The following is a 26,449-nucleotide window of genomic DNA, read 5'->3' on the forward strand; positions in this document are numbered from 1 at the left end:
GGCCCGTCACACAAGGTGCCGGGCCGCCGCAAACTTCTCGCAATCAGGAAATTCTCACCGGATTCACCACGTCCGCGATCAGGACCAGGATCGTGAAGCAGATGAAGATGCCCGCCACCACGTAGGCGACCGGCATCAGCTTGGCGACGTCGAACGGGCCCGGGTCGGGGCGGCGCAGGACCTTCGCCGCGTTGCGGCGCAGGGATTCCCACAGGGCGCCCGCGATGTGGCCGCCGTCGAGCGGCAGCAGCGGCAGCATGTTGAAGAGGAACAGCGAGAGGTTGAAGCCCGCGATGAGGAACAGCATCATCGCGATCTGGTTCTCCGGCGGGATGTCCAGGGTGAACACGTCGCCGCCGACACGGGCCGCGCCGACCACGCCCATCGGGGAGTCCTGCTTGCGCTCGCCGTCGCCGAACGCCGCGTTCCACAGGTCGGGGACCTTGGACGGCAGGGCGATGATCGACTCGACGCCGTTCTCCATCATCTCGCCCATGCGGTCCACGGAGTCGCCGAAGGACTGCTGCACGATGCCGGTGGCGGGGGTGAAGCCGAGGAAGCCCGCGTAGACGTACTTCCCCTCGACGTAGGCCCCGTCGCCGTCGGTCTTGGTGACCTGGTTCTTGATCAGGTTCGCGTGCAGGTCGACCCTCTTGCCGTCGCGCTCGACCGTGATGGTGGCCGGGCCGATGGTCTCGCGGATCTTCGACTGGAGCGCGGACCAGTCGTCGACGGACTGCCCCTGGAAGGCGACGATCTTGTCGCCCGGCTTCAGGCCCGCCGCCTTCGCGGGCGCCGCCTTGTCGCCCTTCTCGCACTTGGCGCGGTTCTCGCTCTGCTGGATGACGCAGTCGGAGACCTTGCCGACCTGGGTCGTCTGGCTGCTGATGCCGAACGTCATCATCACGCCGAGGAAGATCGCCACGGCGAGGATCAGGTTCATGAACGGCCCGGCGAACATCACGATCACGCGCTTCCAGGGCTTGCGCGTGTAGAAGAGACGGGTCTCGTCGCCCGGCTTGAGCTCCTCGAAGGCCGCCGAGCGGGCGTCCTCGATCATGCCGCGCCAGGGCGACGTCGACCGTGCCTCTATGCGGCCGTCGGCGCCCGGCGGGAACATGCCGATCATGCGGATGTAGCCGCCGAGGGGGATGGCCTTGATGCCGTACTCGGTGTCGCCCTTCTTGCGCGAGAAGAGGGTCGGGCCGAAGCCCACCATGTACTGCGGCACGCGGATGCCGAACATCTTGGCCGTCGACAGGTGTCCCAGCTCGTGCCAGGCGATCGAGAAGAGCAGCCCGATCACGAAGACGACTATCCCGAGGATCATCATCAAGGTCGTCATGCACGAGCCTCCGCGGTCGTCTTTGCTGCCAGTTCGCGCGCCCGAGCACGCGCCCAGGTCTCCGCTTCGAGGACGTCGGAGACGGTCAGGGAGGTTCCCGGCGCGCCCGTGACGGGGCCGCCGTGCTCCTCGTGCTCCTGAACGGTTCTCGTCACTGTCTCCATGATGCCGTTGAAGGGCAGCGCCCCCTTCAGGAACGCGTCGACGCATTCCTCGTTGGCGGCATTGAACACCGCCGGGGCCGTGCCCGCGAGCTCTCCGACGTGCCGGGCCAGTCCGACCGACGGGAAAGCGTCGTTGTCGAGGGGGAAGAACTCCCAGCTCGACGCCTTGGTCCAGTCGAACGCGGGCGCCGCGTCCGGCACTCGTTCGGGCCAGCCGATGCCGATGGCGATCGGGCCCCGCATGTCGGGCGGGGTGGCCTGGGCGAGGGTCGAGCCGTCGGTGAACTCCACCATGGAGTGCACGTACGACTGCGGGTGGACGACGACCTCGATGCGGTCGAAGGGGATGTCGTAGAGGAGGTGCGCCTCGATGACCTCCAGGCCCTTGTTGACCAGCGTCGCGGAGTTGACCGTGATGACGGGGCCCATGGCCCAGGTGGGGTGGGCCAGCGCGTCCTCGGGGGTGACGTGCGCGAGATCGGCCTTCGTACGTCCCCGGAAGGGGCCCCCGGAGGCGGTGACGACGAGTTTGCGTACGTCCGCGCGCGTGCCGGCGGCCAGCGCCTGGAAGAGGGCCGCGTGCTCGGAGTCGACCGGGATGATCTGGCCGGGCTTGGCGACGGCCTTCACCAGGGGGCCGCCGACGATGAGGGATTCCTTGTTGGCGAGCGCGAGGGTGCGGCCCGCTTCCAGGGCGGCGAGCGTCGGGGCGAGACCGATGGAGCCGGTGATGCCGTTGAGGACCGTGTGGCACTCCGAGGGGCCGGCGGCGGCGAGCTCGGTGGCGGCGTCGGGTCCCGCCAGGATCTCGGGGAGCGGTTCCCCCGCTGCGTACTGCCCCCGGAGGGCTTCGCGCAGCGCCGGTACGGCGTCCTCGCGGGCGACCGCGACGGCCCGCACCCGCAGCTGTCGTGCCTGCTCGGCGAGGAGGCCGACGCGGCCGCCCGCGGCGGAGAGCGCCGTGACGCGGAAGCGGTCGGGGTTGCGCAGGACGAGGTCGATGGCCTGGGTGCCGATCGATCCCGTGGAGCCGAGGATCACGATGTCCCGCGGTCCTGCCCCGTCCGTGCTGGAGACGGGGTCGAAGACGAGGTGCGGGTCGGCGAGGGGGGATGGGCTGTCGCTCATCCCCCTATTGTGGCCGCAACCCGCTCCCCGCCCGACAGGGCGTGCCCGGTCGGGCGCCGAACGGTGCCGGTTCACCCCTCCTTGATCACCCTGCGCACGTCCGGGCGGGGCGTCTTCGGCAGTGCGGTGTCCGCGATCCACGGGCCGTCACCGGACGGGTCGACGATGCCCGATTCGAGCCAGGTGTACGTTCCGGAGAGGACGCCCTTGACCACCGTGCGGTCCAGGTCGTCGGTGTTGGTCCACAGCCGGTCGAAGAGTTCGTCGGTCCGGATGCGGGCCTGGCGGCAGAAGACGTCGGCCAGTTGGTACGCCTCGCGGCCGTGCTCCTCGGTGGTGCGCAGGAGTTCGGCCCGCACGCACGCGGCGCTCATCGCGAAGAGTTCGGCCCCGATGTCGACGACGCGGCCGAGGAAGCCCTGCTTGGTCTCCATCTTCCCCTGCCAGCGGGACATGGCGTAGAAGGTGGAGCGGGCCAGCTTGCGGGCGGCGCGCTCGACGTAGCGCAGGTGTCCGGAGAGGTCGGGGTGGCCCGCCGGGTGGAACTCGGCGTAGGAGCGCGGGAGTTGGCCGGGTCCCGTGACGAGCTTCGGCAGCCAGCGGGCGTAGAAGCCGCCGGCCCGCGCGCCCGCCCTCGCCTTGTCGGACAGCGTCTTGTCGGGGTCGATGAGGTCGCCCGCGACCTTCAGGTGGGCGTCCACGGCCTCGCGGGCGATCAGCAGGTGCATGATCTCGGTGGAGCCCTCGAAGATCCGGTTGATGCGCAGGTCGCGCAGGATCTGTTCGGCGGGGACGGCGCGTTCGCCGCGGGCCGCGAGGGATTCGGCGGTCTCGAAGCCGCGGCCGCCGCGGATCTGGACGAGCTCGTCGGCCATCAGCCAGGCCATCTCTGAGCCGTACAGCTTGGCGAGGGCGGCCTCGATGCGGATGTCGTTGCGGTCCTCGTCGGCCATCTGCGAGGAGAGGTCGAGGACGGCTTCCAGCGCGAAGGTGGTCGCAGCGATGAAGGAGATCTTCGAGCCGACCGCCTCGTGGTGCGCGACCGGCTTGCCCCACTGCTCCCGTACGCCCGACCACTCGCGGGCGATCTTCAGGCACCACTTCCCGGCGCCGACGCACATGGCGGGCAGGGAGAGGCGTCCGGTGTTGAGCGTGGTGAGGGCGATCTTCAGCCCCGCCCCTTCCGGGCCGATGCGGTTGGCGGCCGGGACGCGGACCTGATGGAAGCGGGTCACGCCGTTCTCCAGGCCGCGCAGGCCCATGAACGCGTTGCGGTTCTCGACGGTGACGCCCTCGGACGCGGCCTCGACGACGAACGCCGTGATGCCGCCCTTGTGGCCCTCGGACTTCGGCACCCGTGCCATGACGACGAGCAGGTCGGCCACGACGCCGTTGGTGGTCCACAGCTTCACGCCGTCCAGCACGTACTCGTCGCCGTCGGGCACCGCCATGGTGGCCAGGCGGGCCGGGTCCGAGCCGACGTCGGGCTCGGTGAGCAGGAACGCGGTGATGTCGGTACGGGCGCAGCGGGGCAGGAAGGCGTCCTTCTGCTCCTGCGTGCCGAAGATCTTCAGGGGCTGCGGTACGCCGATGGACTGGTGCGCGGAGAGCAGCGCGCCGATCGCCGGGTTCGCGGAGCCGGCCAGGGCGAGGGCCTTGTTGTAGTAGACCTGGGTGAGGCCGAGCCCGCCGTACTTCGTGTCGATCTTCATGCCGAGGGCGCCGAGCTCCTTGAGGCCCTGGATGACCTCGTCGGGGATCTTCGCCTCGCGCTCGATGCGGGCCGAGTCGATGGTCTCGCAGAAGTCGCGGAGCTTGGCGAGGAACTCCTCGCCGCGCTGCGCGTCCTCATCGGGCGGCATCGGGTGCGGGTGGATCAGGTCGAGCCGGAAGCGGCCGAGGAAGAGTTCCTTGGCGAAACTGGGCTTGCGCCAGTCCTGCTCACGGGCGGCCTCGGCGACCTGCCGGGCCTCGCGTTCGCTCACTGACGGTTTGGGGGTTGGTGCGGACATGAGGAGCTCACCTCGCCGCGAAGCGGGGCCGCCGGACCGTTCGGTCCGGTCCTGCCCGGTCGGTTACTGACTGGTGCTACTGGATCGTTGGTACCCGATTCGCCCCGAGCCCACCAGTCCTCGCGCAGCGTTCGGCGCATACCGTCACGGCGGCGGTGCCCCGCCGGGCGTACGAGAACGGCCGGAGCCCCCGCACAGTGGGCTCCGGCCGTTGTCCTTGTGGGAAGGGTCCCTACAGGGCGAGGCCCGTGAGGACCATGACGCGCTCGTACGTGTAGTCGTCCATCGCGAAGCGGACGCCCTCGCGGCCCACGCCGGACTGCTTGACGCCGCCGTAGGGCATCTGGTCGGCGCGGTAGGAGGGGGCGTCGCCGATGACCACGCCGCCGACCTCCAGGGCGCGGTGAGCGCGGAAGGCGGTCTGGAGGTCGTGCGTGAAGACGCCCGCCTGGAGGCCGTACTTGGAGTCGTTGACCGCGGCGAACGCCTCGTCCTCGCCGTTCACCTTCTTGAGCGTGAGGACGGGGCCGAAGACCTCCTCGCAGGCGATCGTCACGTCGGCCGGTACGTCGGCGAGCACGGTCGGGGCGTAGGAGGCGCCGTCGCGCTCGCCTCCGGTGAGGACCTTGGCGCCCGCCTTCGCGGCCTCCTCGACCCAGGACTCCACGCGCTTGGCGGCGTCCTCGTTGACCAGCGGGCCGACCTCGGTCGCCGGGTCGGACGGGTCGCCGGTGACCTGGGCCTCGACGGCCTTGACCACGCGCGGCACCAGGCGGTCGTACACGGAGGCGTCCGCGATGACCCGCTGCACGGAGATGCAGGACTGGCCGCCCTGGTAGTTGGAGAACGTCGCGATGCGCGAGGCGGCCCAGTCGAGGTCCTCGTCGGAGGAGTAGTCGCCGAGGACGACGGCCGCGCCGTTGCCGCCGAGCTCCAGGGTGCAGTGCTTGCGCGGCACCGAGTCCATGATCGCGTAGCCGACCTTCTCGGAGCCCGTGAAGGAGATGACCGGCAGCCGCTCGTCCTGGACGAGGGCGGGCATCTTGTCGTTGGCGACCGGCAGGATGCTCCACGAACCGGCCGGCAGGTCGGTCTCGGCGAGCAGCTCACCGAGGATCAGGCCGGAGAGCGGGGTGGCCGGGGCCGGCTTGAGGATGATCGGCGCGCCGACGGCGATGGCCGGGGCGATCTTGTGCGCGCAGAGGTTCAGCGGGAAGTTGAACGGCGCGATGCCGAGGACGACGCCCTTGGGGAAGCGGCGGGTCAGGGCGAGACGGCCCTGGCCGCCCGCGTCCGTGTCCAGGCGCTGGGCCTCGCCGCCGTTGAAGCGGCGGGCCTCCTCCGCGGCGAACCGGAAGACGGAGACCGCGCGGCCGAGCTCGCCGCGGGCCCACTTGATCGGCTTGCCGTTCTCGGCGGAGATCAGCTGGGCGATCTCCTCGGTGCGCTCGACCAGGCGGTTCGACACGTGGGCGAGGGCGGCGGCGCGGACGTGGGCCGGGGTCGCGGCGAACTCGTCGCGCACGGCGTACGCGGCGGCGACGGCCTCCTCGACCTGTGCGTCGGTCGGCACGGCGGCCTTGCCGACGACCCGTCCGTCCCAGGGCGAGGTGACGTCGAAGGTGGTCTCGCCGGTGGTCTGGCGACCGGCGAGCCAGAAAGCGTGGATGGAAGTCATGTCGATTCCCGGCCCTTCCGCGGAGGTGTGTCTGGGGGTACGTCCCTCACCGTAGGGGCAGCCGAACCCACTGACGTTTGTCCGACGCGGAGTACTGGGCGGGGGGCCCGCACCGGTTTGTAGTGGCCGGACGCCGGGGTGGAACGGCTCGGTCCGGTTCAGTCCGAGCCCATCGACGTCGCCTTCAGCGACAGCCACAGCTCCATCCGCACGTCCGGGTCGTCCAGCGAGCGGCCGAGGATCTCCTCGACCCTGCGCATGCGGTACCGCAGGGTGTGCCGGTGGACGCCGAGGTCGGCCGCCGCCGCGTCCCACTGCCCGTGGCGCGAGAGCCACGCCCGCAGCGAGGCGACGAGGTCGCCGCGGCCGGTCGCGTCGTGCTCGTGCAGCGCCCGCAGCAGCCCGTCCGCGAACGCCCGCACCGCGTCGTCCGCGAGCAGCGGCAGGACGGACCCCGCGGCCAGTTCCTCGTGCTCGACGAGGGCGCGGCCGCGCCGCCGCGCGACGGACAGCGCCTGCTCGGACTGCTTGTACGCGGTGGCCGCGGCGATCGGCCCGGCCGGTGCGGAGAGCCCCATCACCAGCTCGGCCTCCTCGCCGGAAGCGGCCTCACGCCCCGCGGCGCCCCGGCCCGCCTCCAGCGCGGCCGCGTACTCCGCGCACGCCCGCGCCCCCGCGCCCCCGTCCACGACGAGCAGCACGAGCCGCTCCCCGTAGGGGACGACGAGCAGCGCCTCTCCGGAGCGGGCGGCCGCGGCTTCGACGACGTCGACGAGGGCGGCGAGCGGGTCGCCGTTGGCGGACGCGTCGGCCACCGCGGCGAGCACCGCGGCGGAGGCGGTGCCGGGGGCGGTGTCCGGCGCGCCGCCGCTCTCACCGGTTCCTTCCGCGCCCGCCCGCACCCGGGCCGCCGACGCGGACGCCACCTCGGCGACGACGAGGCGGAAGGGGGCGTCGAGGAGCCCGCCGTACAGCTCGCCCGCGACGGTCCGCGCGTGGTCGGGCTCCCCCGCGAGCAGCATCCGCAGGACGGCCGCGCCGATCCGCTGCTCGGCGGCGTGCAGCGAGCGGGACCGTTCCGTGGTGAGGGTGAGCAGCGCGATGGCGGAGTGCACCGCGTACCGCTCGGCGGTGCCGAGGGTCGACGCCGTGCCGACGGCGAGCGCGGCGCGCGGCCTGCGTCCGGTGCCGAGCGAGTGCAGCTCGATGCGGTCCTCGGCGCCCGCGACGACGGAACTCGCGGGCGCCGGGCGCTCGCGGAGGCGTTCGACGTCGGCGGTGAGCCGGGCGGCCCGGCGCGCGGCCCACTCCGGTGCGGCGGCGACGACGGTGCCGGACGCGTCGTACAGCGCGGCCCAGCCGTCGACCTGCCCGGCGAGCGCGAGGAGCAGCCCTTCGGGGCCGTCGCTCAGCGCCTGCTTGGTCAGCTCGCGCTGGGCGGCGAAGCCTGCCGTCACGGCGCGGTACTGCTCGGCGGCGATGGCCGCGGAGACGGCCTTGCTGATGGCGAGGAAGGGGGTGCGCCGCGGCACCTCGATGAGGGGCAGGCCGGCGTCGGTGGCCGCGTCGATGAGGGCCTTGGGGATGTCGGGGTAGTGGACACCGACGGCGAAGCCGAGTCCGACGACGCCCGCGCCCGCGAGCCGCTTCACGTAGCGCCGCATGGCCTCCGGGTCCTCCGCGTCCAGCTTGAGCGCGGTGATCAGGAGGAGTTCGCCGCCCTCCATGTAGGGCACGGGGTCGGCGAGTTCGCTGGCGTGTGCCCAGCGCACCGGAGCGTCCAGGCGTTCCTCGCCCGCGCGGACGGTCAGCTTGAGCGCGGAGTGGTGGACGAGCGAGGCGAGCGTGGGCGGCATGGGACCTTCAGGTCTGCGGCAGGCGGGTACGGGACTTCGCGAGGTGAGCTCGCGAGGTGGATCTTCGCGATGTGGATCTTTTGGCCGGTCCGTATGAACGACCTGTGCCGATTCTGCCTCACTGTACGGTGCGGTCGAGACCGAACACTTCGTACGCGTCATCCGCGGGTCGCCGGTGCGTGCCGGACTCTCCGGGTGCCCCCTCCGGGCCGCTCAAGGCCCGCTCCGCACCGCTCGGAGCCCGTTTCCTGCCCGCCTCAGGACCGCAGGTCCACGAGCAGCGGGGGCGCGTACTGCCCTCGTACGTCGGTCAGCGAGAGCACCGCGTGTCCCGGTGGCACCCCGTGCGCCAGCTCGGACGCCGACCAGCGCTCGCGCTCGACCTGACGGACGGTGACCGCGTCCCTCGTCACCGCCTTGCCGGTCACGAGTTTGCGCAGGGCGTGCAGGGCGCGGGTCATCGGCTGGTCCGCGAAGACCGCGTGCTCGGCGACCTCCCGCGTCTCGATCCACTGCTTGCCCCACGCCTCCGCGAAACGTCTACCGTCCCACGTCGATACGCCCGAGAACGCCATACGGCAGCCGACGGTCGCGTACAACGGCCCTTGGAGTGCTTCAGGTACGTCACTGACGGTCCGGAGCGCGAGCACCACGCCCGCGTTCGCCGACCGCAGGCGCTGGACGCCGCGGATCGTCTCGTTGGTCACGGTGCGCGTGGCGTCGTCGAGCACCAGGCAGATGAAGTGCTCGCGGTCGTCACGGGTGTGCGCCACGGCGTTGAACTGGGCGAGGACGAGGCGGGCGATCAGCCGGGACGCTTCCGCGTGGCCCCGCTCGGGCAGGTCGACGCGGACCCTCATGGGGTGGTGCACGACGGCGCGCAGGGAGAAGGGGCTGTCGGTCCCCGCGCCGAAGAATCCGGCGAACGCGGGCCGGTCGAGCAGGGCGAGCCGGTCGGCGAGGGCCGGGCCCGGGTCGGCGGGGCTGCCCTGCTGGCGGACCCGCGCGTCGAGTTCGCGCCGCATCACGGCGTGGTCCTGAGGGGCGAGGGCGTTGCGCAGGTCCGCGATCGCCGAGGGCACGCCTTCGAGCAGCTCCCGCAGGACGGGCACGGAGGGGAACCGTCCGTACGCGGCCCGATAGGGACCGAGCACCTGGGCCAGCGTCGTGGCCGCGCGGCGGCTGTCCACCGTTTCGAGGTCGCCGACGAGCCCTTCGGCCAGGAAGGACGCGGCCTCGTCGGGGTCGGTGGCGCCTGCATAGAGGTCGAGGTCGTGCGTCGACGCGGGGTCGCCGAGCCTGACGACGACGTCGTATCCGTCGTCGGCGCCCAGGGGCGCGCCCGCGGGGCACACGACGACGACCGCGCAGCGGCCGGTGAGCGCCTGGAGAGCCAGGGACTCCACCACCGGCCGGACCAGCCGCTCGGTCTTGCCCGATCCGGAGGGCCCGACCGCGAGGAGCGAGGTGCCGAGCACCGCGGACTCCAGGGCGATGCCCGCGCCGCGGCTGGCCTCGGGGTTGCGCTCCTCGGGCACGCACCGTCCGATGCGCACCTGCCCGACGAGCAGGTCGTGGAGCGCGGCGCGGGACGGCAGGTCCCGGGCCCCGGAAGGGTGCGTCCAGGCCGCCGCGCCCCGGCGCAGCACGGTCTCGGTGAACGAGGCGAGCAGTGCGGGGTTGTGCTGCGCCTCGTGCCACGCCCGCCGCACCCGGACGCAGTCGACGTCGTTCATCCGGCCGGCCAGCACCTCCGCGGAGAGCACGTCGGCCACCTGGTCCTGGCCTGCGCCCCTGAGCTCCGGCCACTGGGAACGGGGCGCCACCGGGGCGGGTCCCGCCGGGCGCGGCGGCAGCCGTGGGTCCCGCCTCGGCCGGTCGGACCAGCTGCGCAGGGCGCCCGGCCAGTCGCCGAGCTTCATGAAGGGCCACAGGACCGCCGCGGTGATCACCGCGTACAGCCCGTAGGTGACGGCCTCGGTCTCGAAGACCTCGTATCCGCCCGTGACGAGCGCGGTCAGGGACATCACGGGTGTGGCGATCGGCAGCGCGTCCCAGGAGACCAGCGGGAAGGCCTCCGGCCAGACGAACATCAGCACGACCAGCGCGCCGAGCGCCGAGCGGATCGCCCGGACGGGCTGTTCCCTGCGGGCGACGAGATGCCGGAACGCCTCGGTCCAGTTGCCGAGACGGCCGATGCCGTACACCACGAGGCCGAAGAAGATCCCGTCGACGAGTGTCAGGTATTCGGCGCCCTGCCAGTGCTGCTCCTTCGGGCTGAGGGTCCCCGCGTAGAACCATTCGTCCGGAATGAGCAGCTTGATGAGGGTCGCTTGATAGGGGAGATCTCCCCGTCGCCACACGGACCAGATGAAAAGACCCAGGACCAACGAGATCAGCAAGCCGGCCACCAGGGCACGGTCCATGCGCCGCCCGTCCGGGCCGCCGGGGGGCGGCGGGACGTGGCGGAACCGCCAGATGCCGAGGTCGGCCTCGGGGCGCGGCGCGCTCAGCCAGTCCGCGACGTCCGAGAGGACCGAGGGCGGGCGGCGCGGCACCGGGGGCTGGGCGGCGGGCGGGGTGGGGGGCGCGGCGGGCGGCGCGGCGGGGGGACCGGTCGGCGGTCCTGCGGGCAGGGGCGGCGGGCTCTCGGCCGGGCGGGGCACGGGGGTGGCGTGCGTGCCCCGCGCGTCCTGCGTGCCGTCGGAATCCATGATTCTTGCCCCCTGGCCTGCCGCTCTCCTGGTTCGCGGGCCAATCTACTGTCCCCACAAGGGGAGTTCATCGGATACGCGCCCGGGATACGTGGGAACGCGGCAGCTCAGGGCCGGCCGCGGGCCGTGCGGGACGGCACCCCCGCTATGTCCACCACGGACAACCGCCGCGCCGAACGACTCCCGTGTGGAGCATGCCCACCCCCTGGTGCCGCCCCTAACCTGCGAAGAAAGCAGTAGAGCGTCCGTATCGTCGCCCCACCCCCGTCAGCAACAGGAGCCCCTCATGACTGCCCTTCCGCAGGAGCGCCGCGTCGTCACCGCCATCCCCGGTCCGAAGTCGCAGGAGCTGCAGGCCCGCCGTACCGCCGTGGTCGCCGGTGGCGTGGGCTCCGTGCTGCCCGTCTTCGCCGCGCGCGCGGGCGGCGGCATCATCGAGGACGTCGACGGCAACCGTCTGATCGACTTCGGTTCCGGCATCGCCGTGACGTCCGTGGGCGCCTCCGCCGAGGCCGTCGTGCGCCGGGCGTCCGCGCAGCTGGCGGACTTCACCCACACCTGTTTCATGGTCACGCCTTACGAGGGCTACGTCGCCGTCGCCGAGGCGCTCGCGGAGCTGACGCCGGGTGACCACGCGAAGAAGTCGGCGCTGTTCAACTCCGGCGCCGAGGCCGTCGAGAACGCCGTCAAGATCGCCCGTGCGCACACCAAGCGCCAGGCCGTCGTCGTCTTCGACCACGGCTACCACGGCCGCACCAACCTGACGATGGCGCTGACCGCCAAGAACATGCCGTACAAGCACGGCTTCGGCCCGTTCGCGCCCGAGGTCTACCGCGTCCCTGTCGCCTACGGCTACCGCTGGCCGACCGGCGCCGAGAACGCGGGACCCGAGGCCGCCAAGCAGGCCATCGACATGATCAACAAGCAGGTCGGTGCCGAGAACGTCGCCGCGATCATCATCGAGCCCGTGCTCGGCGAGGGCGGCTTCATCGAGCCCGCGAAGGGCTTCCTGCCCGAGGTCGTGAAGTTCGCGAACGACAACGGCATCGTCTTCGTCGCGGACGAGATCCAGTCCGGCTTCTGCCGCACCGGCCAGTGGTTCGCCTGCGAGGACGAGGGCATCGTCCCCGACCTGATCACCACCGCCAAGGGCATCGCGGGCGGTCTGCCGCTCGCCGCCGTCACGGGCCGCGCCGAGATCATGGACGCCGCGCACGCGGGCGGCCTCGGCGGCACCTACGGCGGCAACCCGGTGGCCTGCGCCGGTGCCCTCGGCGCCATCGAGACCATGAAGGAGCTCGACCTCAACGCCAAGGCGAAGAACATCGAGTCGGTCATGAAGGCCCGCCTCTCCGCCATCGCCGAGAAGTTCGACATCATCGGCGACATCCGCGGCCGCGGCGCGATGATCGCCATCGAGCTGGTCAAGGACCGTACGACCAAGGAGCCGAACCCGGAGGCGACCGCCGCCCTGGCCAAGGCCTGCCACGCGGAGGGCCTGCTCGTGCTGACCTGCGGCACGTACGGCAACGTCCTGCGCTTCCTGCCGCCGCTGGTCATCGGCGAGGACCTGCTGAACGAGGGCCTGGACATCATCGAGGGCGCGTTCGCCCGCGTCTGAGCGTCCCGTGTTCGGCGTGACCGTCGGGGCGTGTGAAGAAGGTGTGCGGGCCCCATGACGGGTTGCCGTTCCGCCTGTCGGGCCGCGAGCGGCTGCCGTACGGTTTCTGCAGTTGAGAGAAACACCCCACCCACAGGGGACTGTGGGCGGCGCCACGGCGGAGCATCCCCAGCCCCGTCCTGGCCGTGCCTCGCGCACACACCCGGAGCTGCCGGCTCCGGAACTCCTCACCGATCGGACGGCCGCTCGCCCCAAACCCCCCGGGGCGCGCGGTCCACCGATCCGGTGGGCCGCCTCGGAGACTCCCCCGACGGGCCCGCGCAAGCAGGCCCCCTCGGACAGTCCGGGCCGGCCGGCCGACCGAAGGGCTAGCGCACTCCCCCCCCTGCGCTAGCCCTTCGGCATGCGCGGGGGCGATCATCCCTGCCAGGCTGTGGCCCATGTCTGCATCGCCGGCCCCGCGGCGGCCACCCCTGCACTTCTCGTACTTCTCTCTGTGCGTCCTTCTCTTCGCGCTCCTCACCTGGCAGGTGGCCGCCGAAGGACCACTGCGCCGCGCCGACGAACGCGCGGGGCGCGCCCTCGCCGACAGCCGCTTCCCGGACCGCGCGGCGGAGTTCCTCGCCGACCTCGGCAACATCACCGTCGCCGTGCCGGTCCTGGCCGCCGTCCTCGCGTACACCGCCTGGCGCTGCCGCCGCGCCGGTACGCCCCGCTGGTGGCTGCCCGCCGTGGCCGCCGCCGTCACCATGGCCGCGGTGCCCGCGCTCGTCGCCCCTCTCAAAGCGGTGATCGACCGCCCGGGGCCGCCCGGCACGGACGGCTCGGGCGGCTACTACCCCTCGGGGCACACGGCGACGGCCGCGGTCGCCTACGGGGCGGCGGTCCTGCTTGTGCTGCCCCTCTTGCGCGGCGCGTACGGCCGTCGCGAACTGGTCATCGGATGTGCCCTGTTGAACGTCGCGGTCGGATTCGGGCTGGTGCGCCGGGGCTATCACTGGCCGCTGGACGTGGTGGCGAGCTGGTGCCTGTCCGCGGTGCTGCTGGGGGCCATGGCGCTGGTGATCAGCCGGAATTCGGTGCCGGTCGGCGGAAGTACGCGTCGAAGTTCTTCGAGAACTCCCAGTTGTTGAAGCGGTCCCAGTTGATGGACCACGTCATCAGGCCGCGCAGGTCCGGCCAGGTCCCGTGCGTCTTGTACGCGCCGCAGTTGCTGCCCTTGGTCAGGCAGTCCAGCGCCTTGTCGACCTCGCCGGTCGGCACGTGGCCGTTGCCCGCGTTGACCGAGGCGGGCATGCCGATGGCGACCTTCTGGGGCGGCAGGGGCGGGAAGACGTTGTTCTTGTCGCCCGCCACGGGGAAGCCGGTGAGCAGCATGTCGGTCATCGCGATGTGGAAGTCCGCGCCGCCCATGAAGTGGTACTGGTTGTCGAGGCCCATGATCGGCCCGGAGTTGTAGTCCTGGACGTGCAGCAGTGTCAGGTCGTCGCGCAGGGCGTGGATGACCGGCAGGTACGCGCCGGCGCGCGGGTCCTGGCCGCCCCACTTCCCGGTGCCGTAGTACTGGTACCCGAGCTGCACGAAGAAGGTCTCGGGCGCCATGGTGAGCGTGAAGCCGCTGCCGTACCTGGCCTTGAGGGTCTTCACCGCCGAGACGAGGTGGACGATCGACGGGGTCTTCGGGTTCTTGAAGTCCGTGTCGTCGGCGTTCAGCGAGAGCGAGTGGCCCTCGAAGTCGATGTCCAGGCCGTCGAGTCCGTACTCGTCGATGATCCGGGAGACCGAGGAGACGAAGGTGTCGCGCGCCTGCGCGGTCTTGAGCTGCACCTGGCCGTTCTGGCCGCCGATGGAGATCAGGACCTTCTTGCCCGCGGCCTGCTTGGCCTTGATCGCGGCCTTGAACTCGTCCTTCGACTCGACGTTCGGGCACTCCGTCTTGGGACAGAGGCTGAAGCGGATGTCGCCCGAGGTCGCCGAGGTGGGTTCGCCGAAGGCGAGGTCGATGATGTCCCAGCTGTCGGGGGTGTCCGCGAGGCGGGTGTAGCCGGAGCCGTTGGCGAAGCTGGTGTGCAGGTAGCCGACGAGGGTGTGGTCGGCGGCGGCGCGGCCGGCCGGGTCCGCGGAGTGTTCGGGGGACGCTGTCGCGCGGGTGGAGAGCAGGCCGGACGCGGCGAGCGCGCAGGCCGCGACGGTGACCACGGCAAGGCGTCTGATGCGGCTGGCACGGCTGGTTCGGGGCAACAGAGAGCGATCCACAACTGCCTCCGGAAATGGGGGGACGGGAGGGTGGGTCGCGCACAACTTGGTCCAGACCAATTGAGTTGTCAAGATGTCCGGCAGCTCACTCCTCGCCGTCGCGCGCCAGCCGCGCGGCCGCCTCGTGCATCGCGAGTTCGAGCAGTGCGGGATCGGTCAGCGTGCCGGAGCCGTCCGGCGCGACCAGCCAGCGGACGCCGCCCGCGGCCCGGCCCGGATAGGGCACGACGATCCACGTGCCGCGTCCCGCGCCGCGTACGCCCGTGCCGAGCCAGCGGGAGACCGTGCCGGCCGGCACGAAGAACCCCATGCGTTCGTCGCCGAAGTCGGCGAGCACGGGGCCGGGGCGGTCGACGCAGCGGGCCAGCACGTCGAGCGTGCAGTAGCCGAGCTCACCGGGCAGGATCAGTACGTCCCAGCGCCGCCCGGCCGGCAGCAGCGCGACCCCGAGGGGATTGCGCTCCCAGTCCCAGCGGCAGACCTCCGGATCGGGCGCCACCGACACCAGCCATTCGACCGCCGCCTTCACCCCTGAACCACCCGAGCCAGTCATACCGGACCTTCCTTTCCTCTGCGGCAACGTGCGCGTCACAGGGGAGAGGGGTTCAGGGGGCGGGCATTACGCGGGTTCCGGCCACCGGTTGGTGGTGAAGGGGGCACGGGTGGCAGGCGGGGCGTGCGCCGGTCGAGCACGCCCCGCTCAGTGATGGCGCCGAGCACGCCCCGCTCGGCCATGGCGTCGAGCACGCCCCGCCCAGCCATGGCTCGGCGGCCCGAAGCTCAGCTGTCGAAGCCGAGGCCCAATTTGTCCATCGTCTTGAGCCAGAGGTTCCGCTTGCCGCCGTTGGCGTCGGACCTGGCGAGCGACCACTTGGTCAGCGCGACACCGGTCCACGCGAACGGCTCGGGCGGGAACGGCAGCGGCTTCGTGCGGACCATCTCCAGCTCCGTACGCTCCGTCCGCTCGCCGGAGAGCAGGTCCAGCATGACGTCCGCGCCGAACCGGCTGGCCCCGACACCGAGGCCCGTGTACCCGGCCGCGTACGCGACGCGGCCCTTGTGCGCGGTGCCGAAGAAGGCCGAGAAGCGCGAGCACGTGTCGATCGCGCCGCCCCACGCGTGCGTGAAGCGCACCCCCTCCAGCTGCGGGAAGCAGGTGAAGAAGTGCCCGGCGAGCTTCGCGTACGTCTCGGGCCGGTCGTCGTACTCGGCCCGCACCTTCCCGCCGAACGGGTAGATCGCGTCGTAACCGCCCCACAGGACGCGGTTGTCGGCGGAGAGCCGGAAGTAGTGGAACTGGTTGGCGCTGTCGCCGAGGCCCTGCCGGTTCTGCCAGCCGATCGCCGCCAGCTGGTCGTCGGTCAGCGGCTCGGTCATCAGCGCGTAGTCGTAGACCGGGACGGTGTACGGGCGCAGGCGCTTGACCAGCGAAGGGAAGATGTTCGTGGCGAGCGCGGCCTGACGGGCGAAGACCCTGCCGTACGGCGTGCGGATCGCCGTGCCCCCGCCCGATGAGGCCAGCTCCAGCGCGGGCGTGTGCTCGTAGACGCGTACGCCCTTCTCCAGGCAGGCGCGCTTCAGACCCCACGCCAGCTTCGCCGGGTGCAGCATGGCGACTCCCTCGCGGTCCCAGAGGCCGCCGAGGAACGTGGGCGAGTCGACGTGCTCGCGCAGCGCGTCCGCGTCCAGGAGTTCGGAGCCGCCCGCCAGGCCGTGCGCCGCCATCTCCTCGTACATCTCGTGGAGTTCGGCCAGCTGGTGCGGCTCGGTGGCGACGTCGATCTCGCCGGTGCGCTCGAAGTCGCAGTCGATGGAGTAACGCTTGACGGCCGCCTCGATCTCGTCGAGGTTGCGGGCGCCGAGCTCCTCCAGCCTGCCGATCTCGCCGGGCCAGCGGGAGAGGCCGTTGGCGATGCCGTGCGTGAGGGAGGCGGCGCAGAAACCGCCGTTGCGGCCGGAGGCGGCCCAGCCCACCTCGCGGCCCTCGACGAGGACGACATCGCGCCGCGGGTCGCGCTCCTTGGCGATGAGGGCCGTCCACAGGCCGCTGTACCCGCCGCCGACGACGAGGAGGTCGCACCGGTCGTCGCCGGTGAGGGCGGGCTCGGGGGCCGGCCTGCCGGGGTCGTCCAGCCAGAACGACACCGGCTTGGCGTCGGCGAGGGACTTGGTGAAACGGGTCATGGCGCTTGGGGCCATGATTTCCACTCCTTCAGGTGTTACCGGGACTGCTTGTTTCGGCGCTTGCCGATGAGCATTCCGGAGAGTACGAGCAGAACGGCGACGAGGAACATCGCCGTGCCGATCACATTGATTTGAACGGGCGTGCCGCGCTGCGCCGATCCCCAGACGAACATGGGGAACGTCACGGTCGAGCCCGCGTTGAAATTCGTGATGATGAAGTCGTCGAAGGAGAGCGCGAAGGCGAGCAGCGCGCCCGCCGCGATGCCGGGTGCCGCGATCGGCAGCGTGACCCTGAGGAATGTCTGCACGGGGCCTGCGTAAAGGTCCTGGGCGGCCTGTTCCAGGCGTGGGTCCATCGACATGACGCGCGCCTTGACGGCGGTCACCACGAAGCTGAGGCAGAACATGATGTGCGCGATGAGGACCGTCCAGAAGCCGAGCTGCGCGCCCATGTTGAGGAAGAGCGTGAGCAGCGAGGCGGCCATGACGACCTCGGGCATCGCCATCGGCAGGAAGATCAGCGAGTTGATGGCGCCGCGCGCGCGGAAGCGGTACCGCACGAGCGCGAAGGCGATCATCGTGCCGAGCACGGTCGCGCCGATCGTCGCCCAGGCGGCGATCTGCAGGCTCAGCGAGAGGGAGCCGCACATGTCGGCGACACCGCACGGGTCCTTCCACGCGTCGAGCGAGAATTCCTGCCAGGAGTAATTGAAGCGCCCCTTCGGCTTGTTGAAGGAGAACACCGTCACGACGACGTTCGGAAGGAGCAGGTACGCGAGCGTCAGCAGGCCCGCGATGACGACGACATTGCGCCGGAGCCAGCGGAAGAAAGCGGCCATCAGACGAGATCCTCCGTCCCTGACTTGCGGATGTAGAAGGTCACCATGAAGAGGATGGCGGCCATCAGGATGAAGGAGAGTGCCGCGGCCGTCGGGTAATCGAGAATGCGCAGGAACTGCGTCTGGATGACGTTTCCGACCATGCGGGTGTCGGTCGATCCGAGGAGGTCCGCGTTCACGTAGTCGCCCGCCGCGGGAATGAAGGTGAGCAGTGTTCCGGAGACGACGCCGGGCATGGAGAGCGGGAACGTCACCTTGCGGAAGGTGGTGGACGGCTTGGCGTAGAGGTCGCCCGCGGCCTCGTGCAGCCGGCCGTCGATGCGCTCCAGCGAGGTGTAGAGCGGCAGGATCATGAACGGCAGGAAGTTGTACGTGAGTCCGCAGATCACCGCGAGGGGCGTGGCGAGGACCCGGTCGCCGGCCGTGACGCCGAGCCAGCTGGTGACGTCCAGGACGTGCAGGGAGTTGAGGGCGCCCACCACGGGCCCGCCGTCCGCGAGGATCGTCTTCCACGCCAGCGTACGGATGAGGAAGCTGGTGAAGAACGGCGCGATGACCAGGACGAGGATGATGTTGCGCCAGCGGCCCGCGCGGAACGCGATGAGGTAGGCGAGCGGGTAGCCGAGCAGCAGGCACAGGACCGTGGCGGCGCCCGCGTAGAGCACCGAGCGCAGGAACTGCGGCCAGTAGTCGGCAGCCGCGTCCCAGTAGGTGGCGAAGTGCCAGGTGACCTTGAAGCCTTCTTCGAGCGACCCGGTCTGCACGGAGGTCGACGCCTGGTAGACGAGGGGCAGCGCGAAGAAGACGACGAGCCAGAGGATGCCGGGGAGCAGCAGCCAGTAGGGGACGAGCCGCCCGCGCTTGCGCGGCTTGCGTGCGGGTGGCTCCTGGGGAGCGGACGCCTTCGGCGGCGGTGCGTCGGTCACGGTCGTCATGCCGAGGTGTCCTCCTCGACCTTCTCGACGCCCGCCTCGGCGTCCTGGGCGGCGTCCAGGCCGAAGGTGTGCGCGGGGTTCCAGTGCAGGACGACCTCGGCGCCGGGGGTGAGGCGGGTGTCGCGCTCGATGTTCTGCGCGTACACCTCGAAGGACGGGCAGACCGGGCTGTGGACGACGTACTGCGTCGATACGCCGATGAAGCTGCTGTCGGCGATGCGTCCGGTGATGCGGTTGCGGCCCTCGGGGATCTGTCCCGCGTCATCGGCGTGGGTGAGGGAGATCTTCTCCGGGCGCACGCCGAGCAGGATCTTGCCGCCGGTGGCGGTGGGGCCGGTACATCGGGCGGCGGGCAGCGTCAGCTTGCAGTCGCCCGCCTTGACGACGAGGTCGTCGCCGCTCCTACCGACGCCCTCTTGGATGTCTGCCTCGATGAAGTTCGACGTGCCGAGGAAGTTGGCGACGAAGGTGGTCCGCGGGTTCTCGTAGAGGTCGGCGGGGGCGCCGAGCTGTTCGACGCGGCCGCCGTTCATCACGGCCACGGTGTCGGCCATGGTCATGGCCTCCTCCTGGTCGTGCGTGACGTGCACGAAGGTGATGCCGACCTCGGTCTGGATGCGCTTGAGCTCCAGCTGCATCTGCCGGCGCAGCTTCAGGTCGAGGGCGCCGAGCGGCTCGTCGAGGAGGAGCACCTTGGGGTGGTTGATGAGCGCGCGGGCGACGGCGACGCGCTGCTGCTGGCCGCCGGAGAGCTGGTGCGGCTTCTTGCGGGCCTGCTCGCCGAGTTGTACGAGGTCGAGCATCTCGCCGACCTGCTTCTTCACCGACTTGATGCCGCGGCGGCGCAGGCCGAAGGCGACGTTCTCGAAGATGTCCAGGTGGGGGAAGAGCGCGTACGACTGGAAGACGGTGTTCACGGGCCGCTTGTACGGCGGCAGGGCCGTGACGTCCTGGTCGCCTAGGCGGACCGTGCCGGAGCTGGGCTCCTCCAGGCCTGCGATCATGCGGAGCGTGGTGGTCTTGCCGCAGCCGGACGCGCCGAGCAGCGCGAAGAAGGAGCCCTGCGGCACGGTGAGGTCGAGCGGGTGCACGGCGGTGAAGGAGCCGTACGTCTTGCTGATCCCGGTGAGACGGACGTCGCCGCCGGATTCTTGAGCAGAGGTCATGGTGGGGTCCAGGGGAAGTCGAGGGGATGGCGAGAGGGACTAGGCCCCCGTGAGGCGCGCGAACTTCTGTTCGTACGCGGTCTCTTCCTTCGGCGTGAGCGACCGGAAGGCCCGCGACTTCTCCTTCATCTCCTTGTCGGGGATGATCAGCGGATTGGCCGCGGCGCCCTTGTCGATCTTGGCGAGGGCGTCCCGCACGCCGTCCACGGGGCAGACGTAGTTGATGTACGCCGCGAGGCGGGCCGCCGGCTCCGGCCGGTAGTAGTAGTCGATGAGCCGCTCGGCGTTCTTCTTGTGCCGCGCCCGGTTCGGGACGAGGAGATTGTCCGTGGACGTGATGTAGCCCTGGTCCGGGATGTGGAAGCCGACGTCCGGGTTGTCGGCCTGCAGCTGCACGATGTCACCGGCCCAGCCGAGGCAGGCGGCCATGTCGCCCTTGGCGAGGTCCGAGGTGTAGTCGTTGCCAGTGAAGCGGCGGATCTGCTTCTTGTCGACGGCCTTCTGGAGACGGGCGATGGCCGCGTCGAAGTCGTCGTCGGTGAAGTTCCCCGGGTCCTTGCCGAGGTCGAGGAGCGTCATGCCGACGGTGTCGCGCATCTCGGAGAGGAACCCGACGCGCCCCTTCAGTTCGGGGTCGTCGAGCAGCTGCGACACCGAGGTGATCTTCTTCCCGCCGGTCGCCTTCTTGTTGTACGCGATGACGGTGGAGATGCCGGTCCAGGGGTACGAGTAGGCGCGTCCGGGGTCCCAGTCGGGGTTGCGGAACTGGGCGGACAGGTTGGCGTACGCGTGCGGCAGGTTGGCCGGGTCCAGTTTCTGGACCCACCCGAAGCGGATGAGCCTGGCCGCGAGCCAGTCCGTGACGCAGATGAGGTCGCGTCCGGTGTCCTGGCCCGCCGCGAGCTGCGGTTTGAGCTTCCCGAAGAACTCGACGTTGTCGTTGATGTCCTCGGTGTACTTGACCGTGATCCCGGTGCGCTTCGTGAACGCCTCCAGGGTGGGCCGCCGGTTCTTGTCCTTCTCGTCGACGTCCATGTACTCGGTCCAGTTGGAGAAGGCGATCCGCTTCTCCTCCGCCGAGTGGTCCTCGGACGAGACATCACCCTGGCCCTTGCCCGCCGCGGGGATTCCGCAGGCGCTCAGCGCCCCGAGTCCGCCGAGGGCGAGCGCGCCGCCCGTGGAGGCGCGCAGCACGGAACGGCGGGTGAGGGAGTCGGGCTCGTACTGCTCCATGCGCGTGGTTGCCCTTTCGGGAGGAAGGCGGCCGCCGGTCATGCGGCCTGTGACGACGTGGCTACGTGTTTACCGGTCCCCGAAGATGGTGCGGTGCCAGTCCTTGCGGACCACTGCGGTGTTGTCGAACATGACGTGCTTGACCTGTGTGTACTCCTCGAACGAGTACGCGGACATGTCCTTTCCGTAGCCGGACGCCTTGTAGCCGCCGTGCGGCATCTCGCTGAGGATCGGGATGTGGTCGTTGACCCACACGCAGCCGGCCTTGATCTCGCGGGTCGCGCGGCCCGCGCGGTACACGTCGCGGCTCCAGGCGGAGGCGGCGAGGCCGTACGGGGTGTCGTTGGCGAGCCGGATGCCCTCGTCGTCGCTGTCGAAGGGGAGCACGACGAGCACGGGCCCGAAGACCTCGGACTGCACGATCTCGCTGTCCTGCGCGGCGTCGGCGATGAGCGTGGGCTTGTAGAACGCGCCGGGGTGCCGGAGCGCCTCCCCGCCGGTGACCACGCGCGCGTAGGAACGGGCCCGGTCGACGAAGCCGGCGACACGGTCGCGGTGCACGTGCGAGATGAGCGGCCCCATGTCGGTGCTCGGGTCGAACGGGTCGCCGAGCCGCACGCTCTCCATGAGGTCGGCGACGCCCGCCACGAAGGCGTCGTACAGCGGGCGTTGCACGTACGCGCGCGTGGCCGCGGTGCAGTCCTGCCCGGAGTTGATGAGCGCACCGGCGACCGCGCCGTGCACGGCGGCGTCGAGGTCGGCGTCGTCGAACACGACGAAGGGCGCCTTGCCGCCGAGCTCCAGGTGCAGCCGCTTGACGGTGGCGGTCGCGATCTCGGCGACGCGCTTGCCGACGCCGGTGGACCCCGTGAAGGAGGTCATGGCGACGTCGGGGTGTCCGACGAGGTGCTCACCGGCCTCCTTGCCCGCGCCGGTGACGATGTTGACGACCCCGTCGGGGATACCGGCCTCGGTCGCCGCCCGCGCGAAGAGGAGCGAGGTGAAGGGGGTGAGCTCGGCGGGCTTGAGGACGATGGTGTTGCCGGCCGCGATCGCCGGAAGCACCTTCCAGGCGGCCATCTGGAGCGGGTAGTTCCAGGGCGCGATGGACCCGACGACACCGATGGGCTCGCGCCGCACGTACGAGGTGTGGTCACCGGTGTACTCACCGGCCGACTGGCCCTGGAGGTGCCGGGCCGCGCCCGCGAAGAAGGCTGCGTTGTCGACGGTGCCGGGGACGTCGAACTCCCGGCTCAGCTTGATCGGCTTGCCGCACTGGAGCGACTCGGCCTGCGCGAACTCCTCGGCGCGGTCGGCCAGGACGCCGGCGAAGCGGTGCAGGGCGTCCGAGCGCTCGCCCGGGGTGGCGCCCGCCCAGCCGGGGAACGCCTCGGCGGCCGCGGCGACAGCGGCGTCGACGTCATCGCTTCCGGCCAGCTCGTACGTGAGGACCTCGTCGCCCGTGGCGGGATCGACGACCGCGTGGGAGTGGCCCGACGTCCCCTTGGTCAGCCGCCCGGCGATGTACTGCGCACCGTCCGCGAAGTGGTCCCGCGCCTGGAAGTTGTGCATGACGCTCTCCTCCGCCGCCCGCCCCGTCCCGCGGGGGTCGGCGTAGCTCCGGATCGATTTGAGTGCCGATCCTGACAGAGCAGTGATAGTCCAACAAGTGATTCCGTTGTTGCCTTTTGGTTACGCGACGGAATCTGTCGACCAGGTGTCGAGTCGGCCCGGAAAACCAGGGACGGAGTGTCAGTGGTGCGTGCCAGACTCGCGTGCATGACGAAGATCGACTCGATCCGTTCGGCCGAGGCACTGGTCCATGCGGTGGGCGCGGGCGAGACGGTGAAGTACCTGCACTTCTGGGGTCACACCCCGCGGCGGGACGGTTCCCTGGGCCCGAGCTGCCTCAGCCAGTGGTGGCCGTCGCCCTTCACGGTCGACGGCGTCGAGTACGCGACGGCGGAGCACTGGATGATGGCGGCCAGGGCCCGTCTCTTCGACGACGCGGACGCGGAGCGTGCGGTCCTCGCGGCACCGACCCCGGCGCAGGCGAAGAACGCGGGCCGCCTCGTCCGGGGCTTCGACGACGCGATATGGGCGCGCGAGCGCTTCGGCATCGTGGTCGCGGGCAGCACGCACAAGTTCGCCTCGGACCCCGCGCTCCGGGAGTTCCTCGTCGGGACGGGCCGGCGTGTTCTGGTCGAGGCGAGCCCTCTGGACCGCGTCTGGGGCATCGGCCTGGCGGCCGACGACCCGCGCGCGGCCGACCCCGCGAAGTGGCGCGGGCCCAACCTGCTGGGCTTCGCGCTGATGGAGGCGCGGGCCCGCCTCTGAGCCCCGGGGCGCTCAGGCGGCCCGGGGCGCCTCACATGGCCCGGGGCGCCACGGCACGGTCTGCCCCAGGACTCTGCCGGGTCAGCCGCTTGCGTACGAGACGGCTCTGCGCCGCCACCGTCACGATCACACCCGCGCCGAGGACCGGCCAGGCGAGCGGGCCCGCCGCGATCACGGCGGTGACCAGGAGCGGTCCCCCGCTGCGCTGGGCCGACGAGGAGAGACCGTGCACCCCGAGGTAGGCGCCCTGGGCGTCGTCGGGGGCGAGCGCGATCGAGAGCTCCCAGGAGGCGATGGCGTGGAGTATCTCCGCGAAGGTGAGGGCGATCGCCGCGACGGTGAGGGCGGCGACGGCGAGCCACGTGCCGCCGAGCGCGGAGGCGGTCAGGGCGCCGCACCCGACGACGAAGCAGGCCGCGAGGGGGACGAGGAGCGCGCGGGCCCGCTCCGGGGTGCTGCCGAACCGGGACAGCGGCACCTGGCAGCAGACGACCAGCACGCAGTTGAGCACCATGAGGAGCGGCGCGAGGCCGTGCGGGGCGTCGGTGGCGTGGACGATCCACAGCGGGATACCGACCTGGAGCACCGCGTCATCGAGGAAGAGGGCCGCCTCCGTCACCGTGAAGAGCAGGTAGGGGCGGTCGCGCCAGGGGTTGGACGGTGGGGCCACCGGCGCTGTCGCCGTGGAGTCGGCGACCAGGCGGGACGGCGAAGGCGGTTCGGCGCAGCGCAGGGTGAGGACCGCGGCGGCGAGGAAGCTGACCACGTTGCCGATGAGCAGTGCCTGGTAGGCGTGGGTGGTGCCGACGGCGAGGGCGAGCGCGCCGGCCAGGCCGCCGATGGCCCAGCCCGCGTTGGAGACGGTGCGCTGCACGGCTTGGTACGTGGTGCGCTGCGGGCCCGCGATGCGGGCCGCGTACAGCTTGGTGAGCACGTTGGCACCGCGGTCGGCGAGGCTGTTGACGGCCGAGTACAGCAGGAGCAGCGCGAAGTTGTCCGTCGTGAGCAGCGCCGACAGCGCGACGGCTTGCTGGAGTTGGGCACCGATGATGATGCGGGTGACCGGGAAGCGGTCGGCGAGGTGGCCCGCGAGCGGCGCACCCGCGATGCCGACGGCACCCGAAACCCCTAAGAGCACGCCGACTTCGGCGACCGACAACCCGGTGACCAGGGTGAAGTAGAGAGCGGCCGCCCCCATCCACAGCCCGGTCCCCGCCTTGTTGATCAGAGCGATCCAGAGCATGCGGCGGCCGTCGGCACCTCCTGGTATGCGTGCGTAGAGCGCGGACCGCTTACGACTGAAGCTCACCCATCCCCCTTGGCTGCCACGTGTCTTGGCGACGTCGGCTTGACGTGCTCTTTTGTACCGGTACATAATCACCTATGTGGCAGCACAATATGTGATCAGTGGCTCGACCGCCAAGGGCATTACCGCGTCCGTCGAACAGGCCGTGGCCGACGGCGGGTTGGCCCCGGGAGCCGCACTGCCTCCGGTGCGCAGGCTCGCCGACGAGCTGGGGGTCAGCGCCGGCACGGTGGCGACGGCCTACAAGGAGTTGCGGCAGCGCGGGATCGTGGTGACGCGCGGCCGGGGCGGCACGGTCGTGGCGCAGGCCCCGGCGGTCGGGACCCGCAGACCGCCCAGGGCGCCGCGGGGGGTGCGCGATCTCGCGGGCGGGCATCCGGATCCACACCTGCTGCCGGTCCTGATGCCGCCGGCCCGGGTGGAGCCGGTGAACGGATCGCACCGTGCGGCGCCGCGCCTCGACAGCCTTGAGGAACGGGCCCGGGGGTGGTTCGCGCGGGACGGGGTGCCCGACAGCCGGGTGACCTTCGCGCACGGGGCGCTGGACTGCATGGCCCGGCTCCTCTCGGTGGAGCTCAAGCCGGGCGACACGGTGGCCGTGGAGGATCCGGGCTTCCACCATCTCCTCGACCTCGTACCGGCGTTGGGGCTGCGCATGGTGCCGGTGGCCGTGGACGACGAGGGCATCAGGCCGGAAGCTCTGCGCGGAGCGCTGCGGGCGGGGGCCAGGGCCCTGGTGTGCAGCCCGCGGGGGCAGAACCCGGTGGGCGGTCACTTCACCGCGGAGCGGCGGGATGCGCTGCTCGACGCCCTCGCCGGGCATCCGGACGTGCTCGTCGTCGAGGACGACCACAACGCCGAGATCGCGGGGGCTCCCTCGCACTCACTGGCGAGCGGCGGGCTCCCGCGCTGGGCGCAGGTGCGCACCGTCTCCAAGCACCTGAGCGTCGACCTGCGGTGGGCGGCCCTCGCGTGCGACGCCACCACGCTGGCCAGGCACGAGGGGCGGATGCTGCTCACCTCGGGGTGGGTCAGTCACGTACTGCAGGAGACGGTCGACCGGACGATGACCGACCCCGCAGCGCGCGAGGTGGTGGCCCGGGCCGGGCGCGCCTACACGGAGCGGCGCGAAACGCTGATCCGTGAGCTCGCGGGGCACGGGATCGCGGCGCGGGGGGCGAGCGGGATGAACGTATGGGTACCCGTGCGGGACGAGTCCGCGGTCGTCAACGGGCTGCGCTCGCGGGGCTGGTGGGTGGCCGCGGGGGCGCGGTTCCGCATCGCCGCGCCCACCGCCGTGCGCATCACCACGTCCGCGCTCGAGGCGGCGGACGCGGTGCGGCTGGCCGCGGACTTCGCCGCCGTGCTCGGTGAGTCGGAGGCTACGTACGGGGGGTGAGGGGTGTGGCCCCGTGTCCCGGGGGCCCGACGGCCGAGGTGGCCGAGGCGACCGAGGCGACCGAGGCAGCCGAATGGCCCGGGAACCCTGTCCCTACGGCCGGCGTGCCGAACGGTCCGGGAACGCTACGACGGACGTGGCCGAACGGTCCGGGAACCCTGCGGCCGACGTGGCCGAATGCCCCGGGAACCCTGTCCCTACGGCCGGCGTGCCGAACGGTCCGGGAACGCTACGACGGACGTGGCCGAACGGTCCGGGAACCCTGCGGCCGACGTG

18 protein-coding genes and 1 pseudogene are annotated in these 26,449 nt (G+C 71.2%); 4 read left to right on the forward strand and 15 right to left on the reverse strand.

Annotated elements, in window-relative coordinates; all coding sequences use genetic code 11:
• Positions 1-43: 43 nt before the first annotated feature.
• The 6 genes from AB0N81_RS30725 to AB0N81_RS30750 form a co-directional block, all read right to left on the reverse strand.
• Positions 44-1,345, reverse strand: coding sequence for a site-2 protease family protein (locus AB0N81_RS30725; protein WP_365364022.1), 1,302 nt, complete (start codon positions 1,343-1,345; stop codon positions 44-46).
• Complete coding sequence (gene dxr / locus AB0N81_RS30730; protein ID WP_365364024.1) at positions 1,342-2,637, reverse strand: 1-deoxy-D-xylulose-5-phosphate reductoisomerase; 1,296 nt, start codon at positions 2,635-2,637, stop codon at positions 1,342-1,344. The genes AB0N81_RS30725 and dxr overlap by 4 nt, the downstream gene beginning before the upstream one ends.
• Before the next feature lie 71 nt (positions 2,638-2,708).
• Positions 2,709-4,649: an acyl-CoA dehydrogenase family protein gene (locus AB0N81_RS30735; RefSeq protein WP_365364025.1), complete on the reverse strand. Its 1,941-nt coding sequence runs from the start codon at positions 4,647-4,649 to the stop codon at positions 2,709-2,711.
• 232 nt (positions 4,650-4,881) lie between these two features.
• Entirely contained in the window at positions 4,882-6,327 is a 1,446-nt protein-coding gene (locus AB0N81_RS30740; protein ID WP_365364027.1) for an aldehyde dehydrogenase family protein, read from the reverse strand.
• 158 nt (positions 6,328-6,485) lie between these two features.
• Entirely contained in the window at positions 6,486-8,183 is a 1,698-nt protein-coding gene (locus AB0N81_RS30745; RefSeq protein ID WP_365364028.1) for a PucR family transcriptional regulator, read from the reverse strand.
• 257 nt (positions 8,184-8,440) lie between these two features.
• The gene (locus AB0N81_RS30750; protein WP_365364030.1) at positions 8,441-10,897 is read right to left on the reverse strand and encodes an ATP/GTP-binding protein; all 2,457 of its coding nucleotides are present in this window, start codon (positions 10,895-10,897) and stop codon (positions 8,441-8,443) included.
• A gap of 286 nt (positions 10,898-11,183) precedes the next feature.
• On the opposite strand from AB0N81_RS30750, the gene gabT reads away from it, so the two are divergent.
• Positions 11,184-12,518 (forward strand): 4-aminobutyrate--2-oxoglutarate transaminase, encoded by a 1,335-nt coding sequence (gene gabT, locus AB0N81_RS30755; protein ID WP_365364032.1) that lies wholly within the window; start codon positions 11,184-11,186, stop codon positions 12,516-12,518.
• 440 nt (positions 12,519-12,958) lie between these two features.
• On the forward strand, positions 12,959-13,651 hold the full coding sequence (locus AB0N81_RS30760) for a phosphatase PAP2 family protein (RefSeq protein WP_365364033.1): 693 nt from the start codon (positions 12,959-12,961) through the stop codon (positions 13,649-13,651).
• Here AB0N81_RS30760 and AB0N81_RS30765 read toward each other — a convergent pair.
• From AB0N81_RS30765 to AB0N81_RS30800, 8 genes and pseudogenes are all read right to left on the reverse strand, one after another.
• A pseudogene (locus AB0N81_RS30765) lies at positions 13,584-14,609 on the reverse strand (chitinase); the annotation flags it as partial. The gene AB0N81_RS30760 and the pseudogene AB0N81_RS30765 overlap by 68 nt on opposite strands.
• A gap of 250 nt (positions 14,610-14,859) precedes the next feature.
• Positions 14,860-15,327, reverse strand: coding sequence for a hypothetical protein (locus AB0N81_RS30770; protein WP_365364035.1), 468 nt, complete (start codon positions 15,325-15,327; stop codon positions 14,860-14,862).
• Between the two features lie 227 nt (positions 15,328-15,554).
• Complete coding sequence (locus AB0N81_RS30775) at positions 15,555-16,973, reverse strand: FAD-dependent oxidoreductase (protein ID WP_365364037.1); 1,419 nt, start codon at positions 16,971-16,973, stop codon at positions 15,555-15,557.
• 20 nt (positions 16,974-16,993) lie between these two features.
• The gene (locus AB0N81_RS30780; RefSeq protein ID WP_365364039.1) at positions 16,994-17,797 is read right to left on the reverse strand and encodes an ABC transporter permease; all 804 of its coding nucleotides are present in this window, start codon (positions 17,795-17,797) and stop codon (positions 16,994-16,996) included.
• Positions 17,797-18,732, reverse strand: coding sequence for an ABC transporter permease (locus AB0N81_RS30785; RefSeq protein WP_365364040.1), 936 nt, complete (start codon positions 18,730-18,732; stop codon positions 17,797-17,799). The genes AB0N81_RS30780 and AB0N81_RS30785 overlap by 1 nt, the downstream gene beginning before the upstream one ends.
• Complete coding sequence (locus AB0N81_RS30790; protein ID WP_365364041.1) at positions 18,729-19,898, reverse strand: ABC transporter ATP-binding protein; 1,170 nt, start codon at positions 19,896-19,898, stop codon at positions 18,729-18,731. The genes AB0N81_RS30785 and AB0N81_RS30790 overlap by 4 nt, the downstream gene beginning before the upstream one ends.
• A gap of 39 nt (positions 19,899-19,937) precedes the next feature.
• Entirely contained in the window at positions 19,938-21,131 is a 1,194-nt protein-coding gene (locus AB0N81_RS30795; protein WP_365364043.1) for a spermidine/putrescine ABC transporter substrate-binding protein, read from the reverse strand.
• Positions 21,132-21,200: 69 nt separating this feature from the next.
• Complete coding sequence (locus AB0N81_RS30800) at positions 21,201-22,703, reverse strand: gamma-aminobutyraldehyde dehydrogenase (protein ID WP_365364044.1); 1,503 nt, start codon at positions 22,701-22,703, stop codon at positions 21,201-21,203.
• 207 nt (positions 22,704-22,910) lie between these two features.
• On the opposite strand from AB0N81_RS30800, the gene AB0N81_RS30805 reads away from it, so the two are divergent.
• Entirely contained in the window at positions 22,911-23,468 is a 558-nt protein-coding gene (locus AB0N81_RS30805; RefSeq protein WP_365364045.1) for an NADAR family protein, read from the forward strand.
• Between the two features lie 31 nt (positions 23,469-23,499).
• On the opposite strand, the gene AB0N81_RS30810 is transcribed toward AB0N81_RS30805, so the two are convergent.
• Positions 23,500-24,777 carry an MFS transporter gene (locus AB0N81_RS30810; RefSeq protein ID WP_365364047.1) on the reverse strand — a complete coding sequence of 426 codons (1,278 nt, stop codon included), beginning with the start codon at positions 24,775-24,777 and terminating at the stop codon, positions 23,500-23,502.
• A 76-nt stretch (positions 24,778-24,853) separates the two neighbouring features.
• Between AB0N81_RS30810 and AB0N81_RS30815 the strand changes: the two genes are divergently transcribed.
• Positions 24,854-26,173: an aminotransferase class I/II-fold pyridoxal phosphate-dependent enzyme gene (locus AB0N81_RS30815; protein ID WP_365364048.1), complete on the forward strand. Its 1,320-nt coding sequence runs from the start codon at positions 24,854-24,856 to the stop codon at positions 26,171-26,173.
• Positions 26,174-26,449: the final 276 nt, after the last annotated feature.

This window comes from Streptomyces sp. NPDC093510 (assembly GCF_040683555.1).
In the GTDB taxonomy this organism is placed as follows: domain Bacteria; phylum Actinomycetota; class Actinomycetes; order Streptomycetales; family Streptomycetaceae; genus Streptomyces.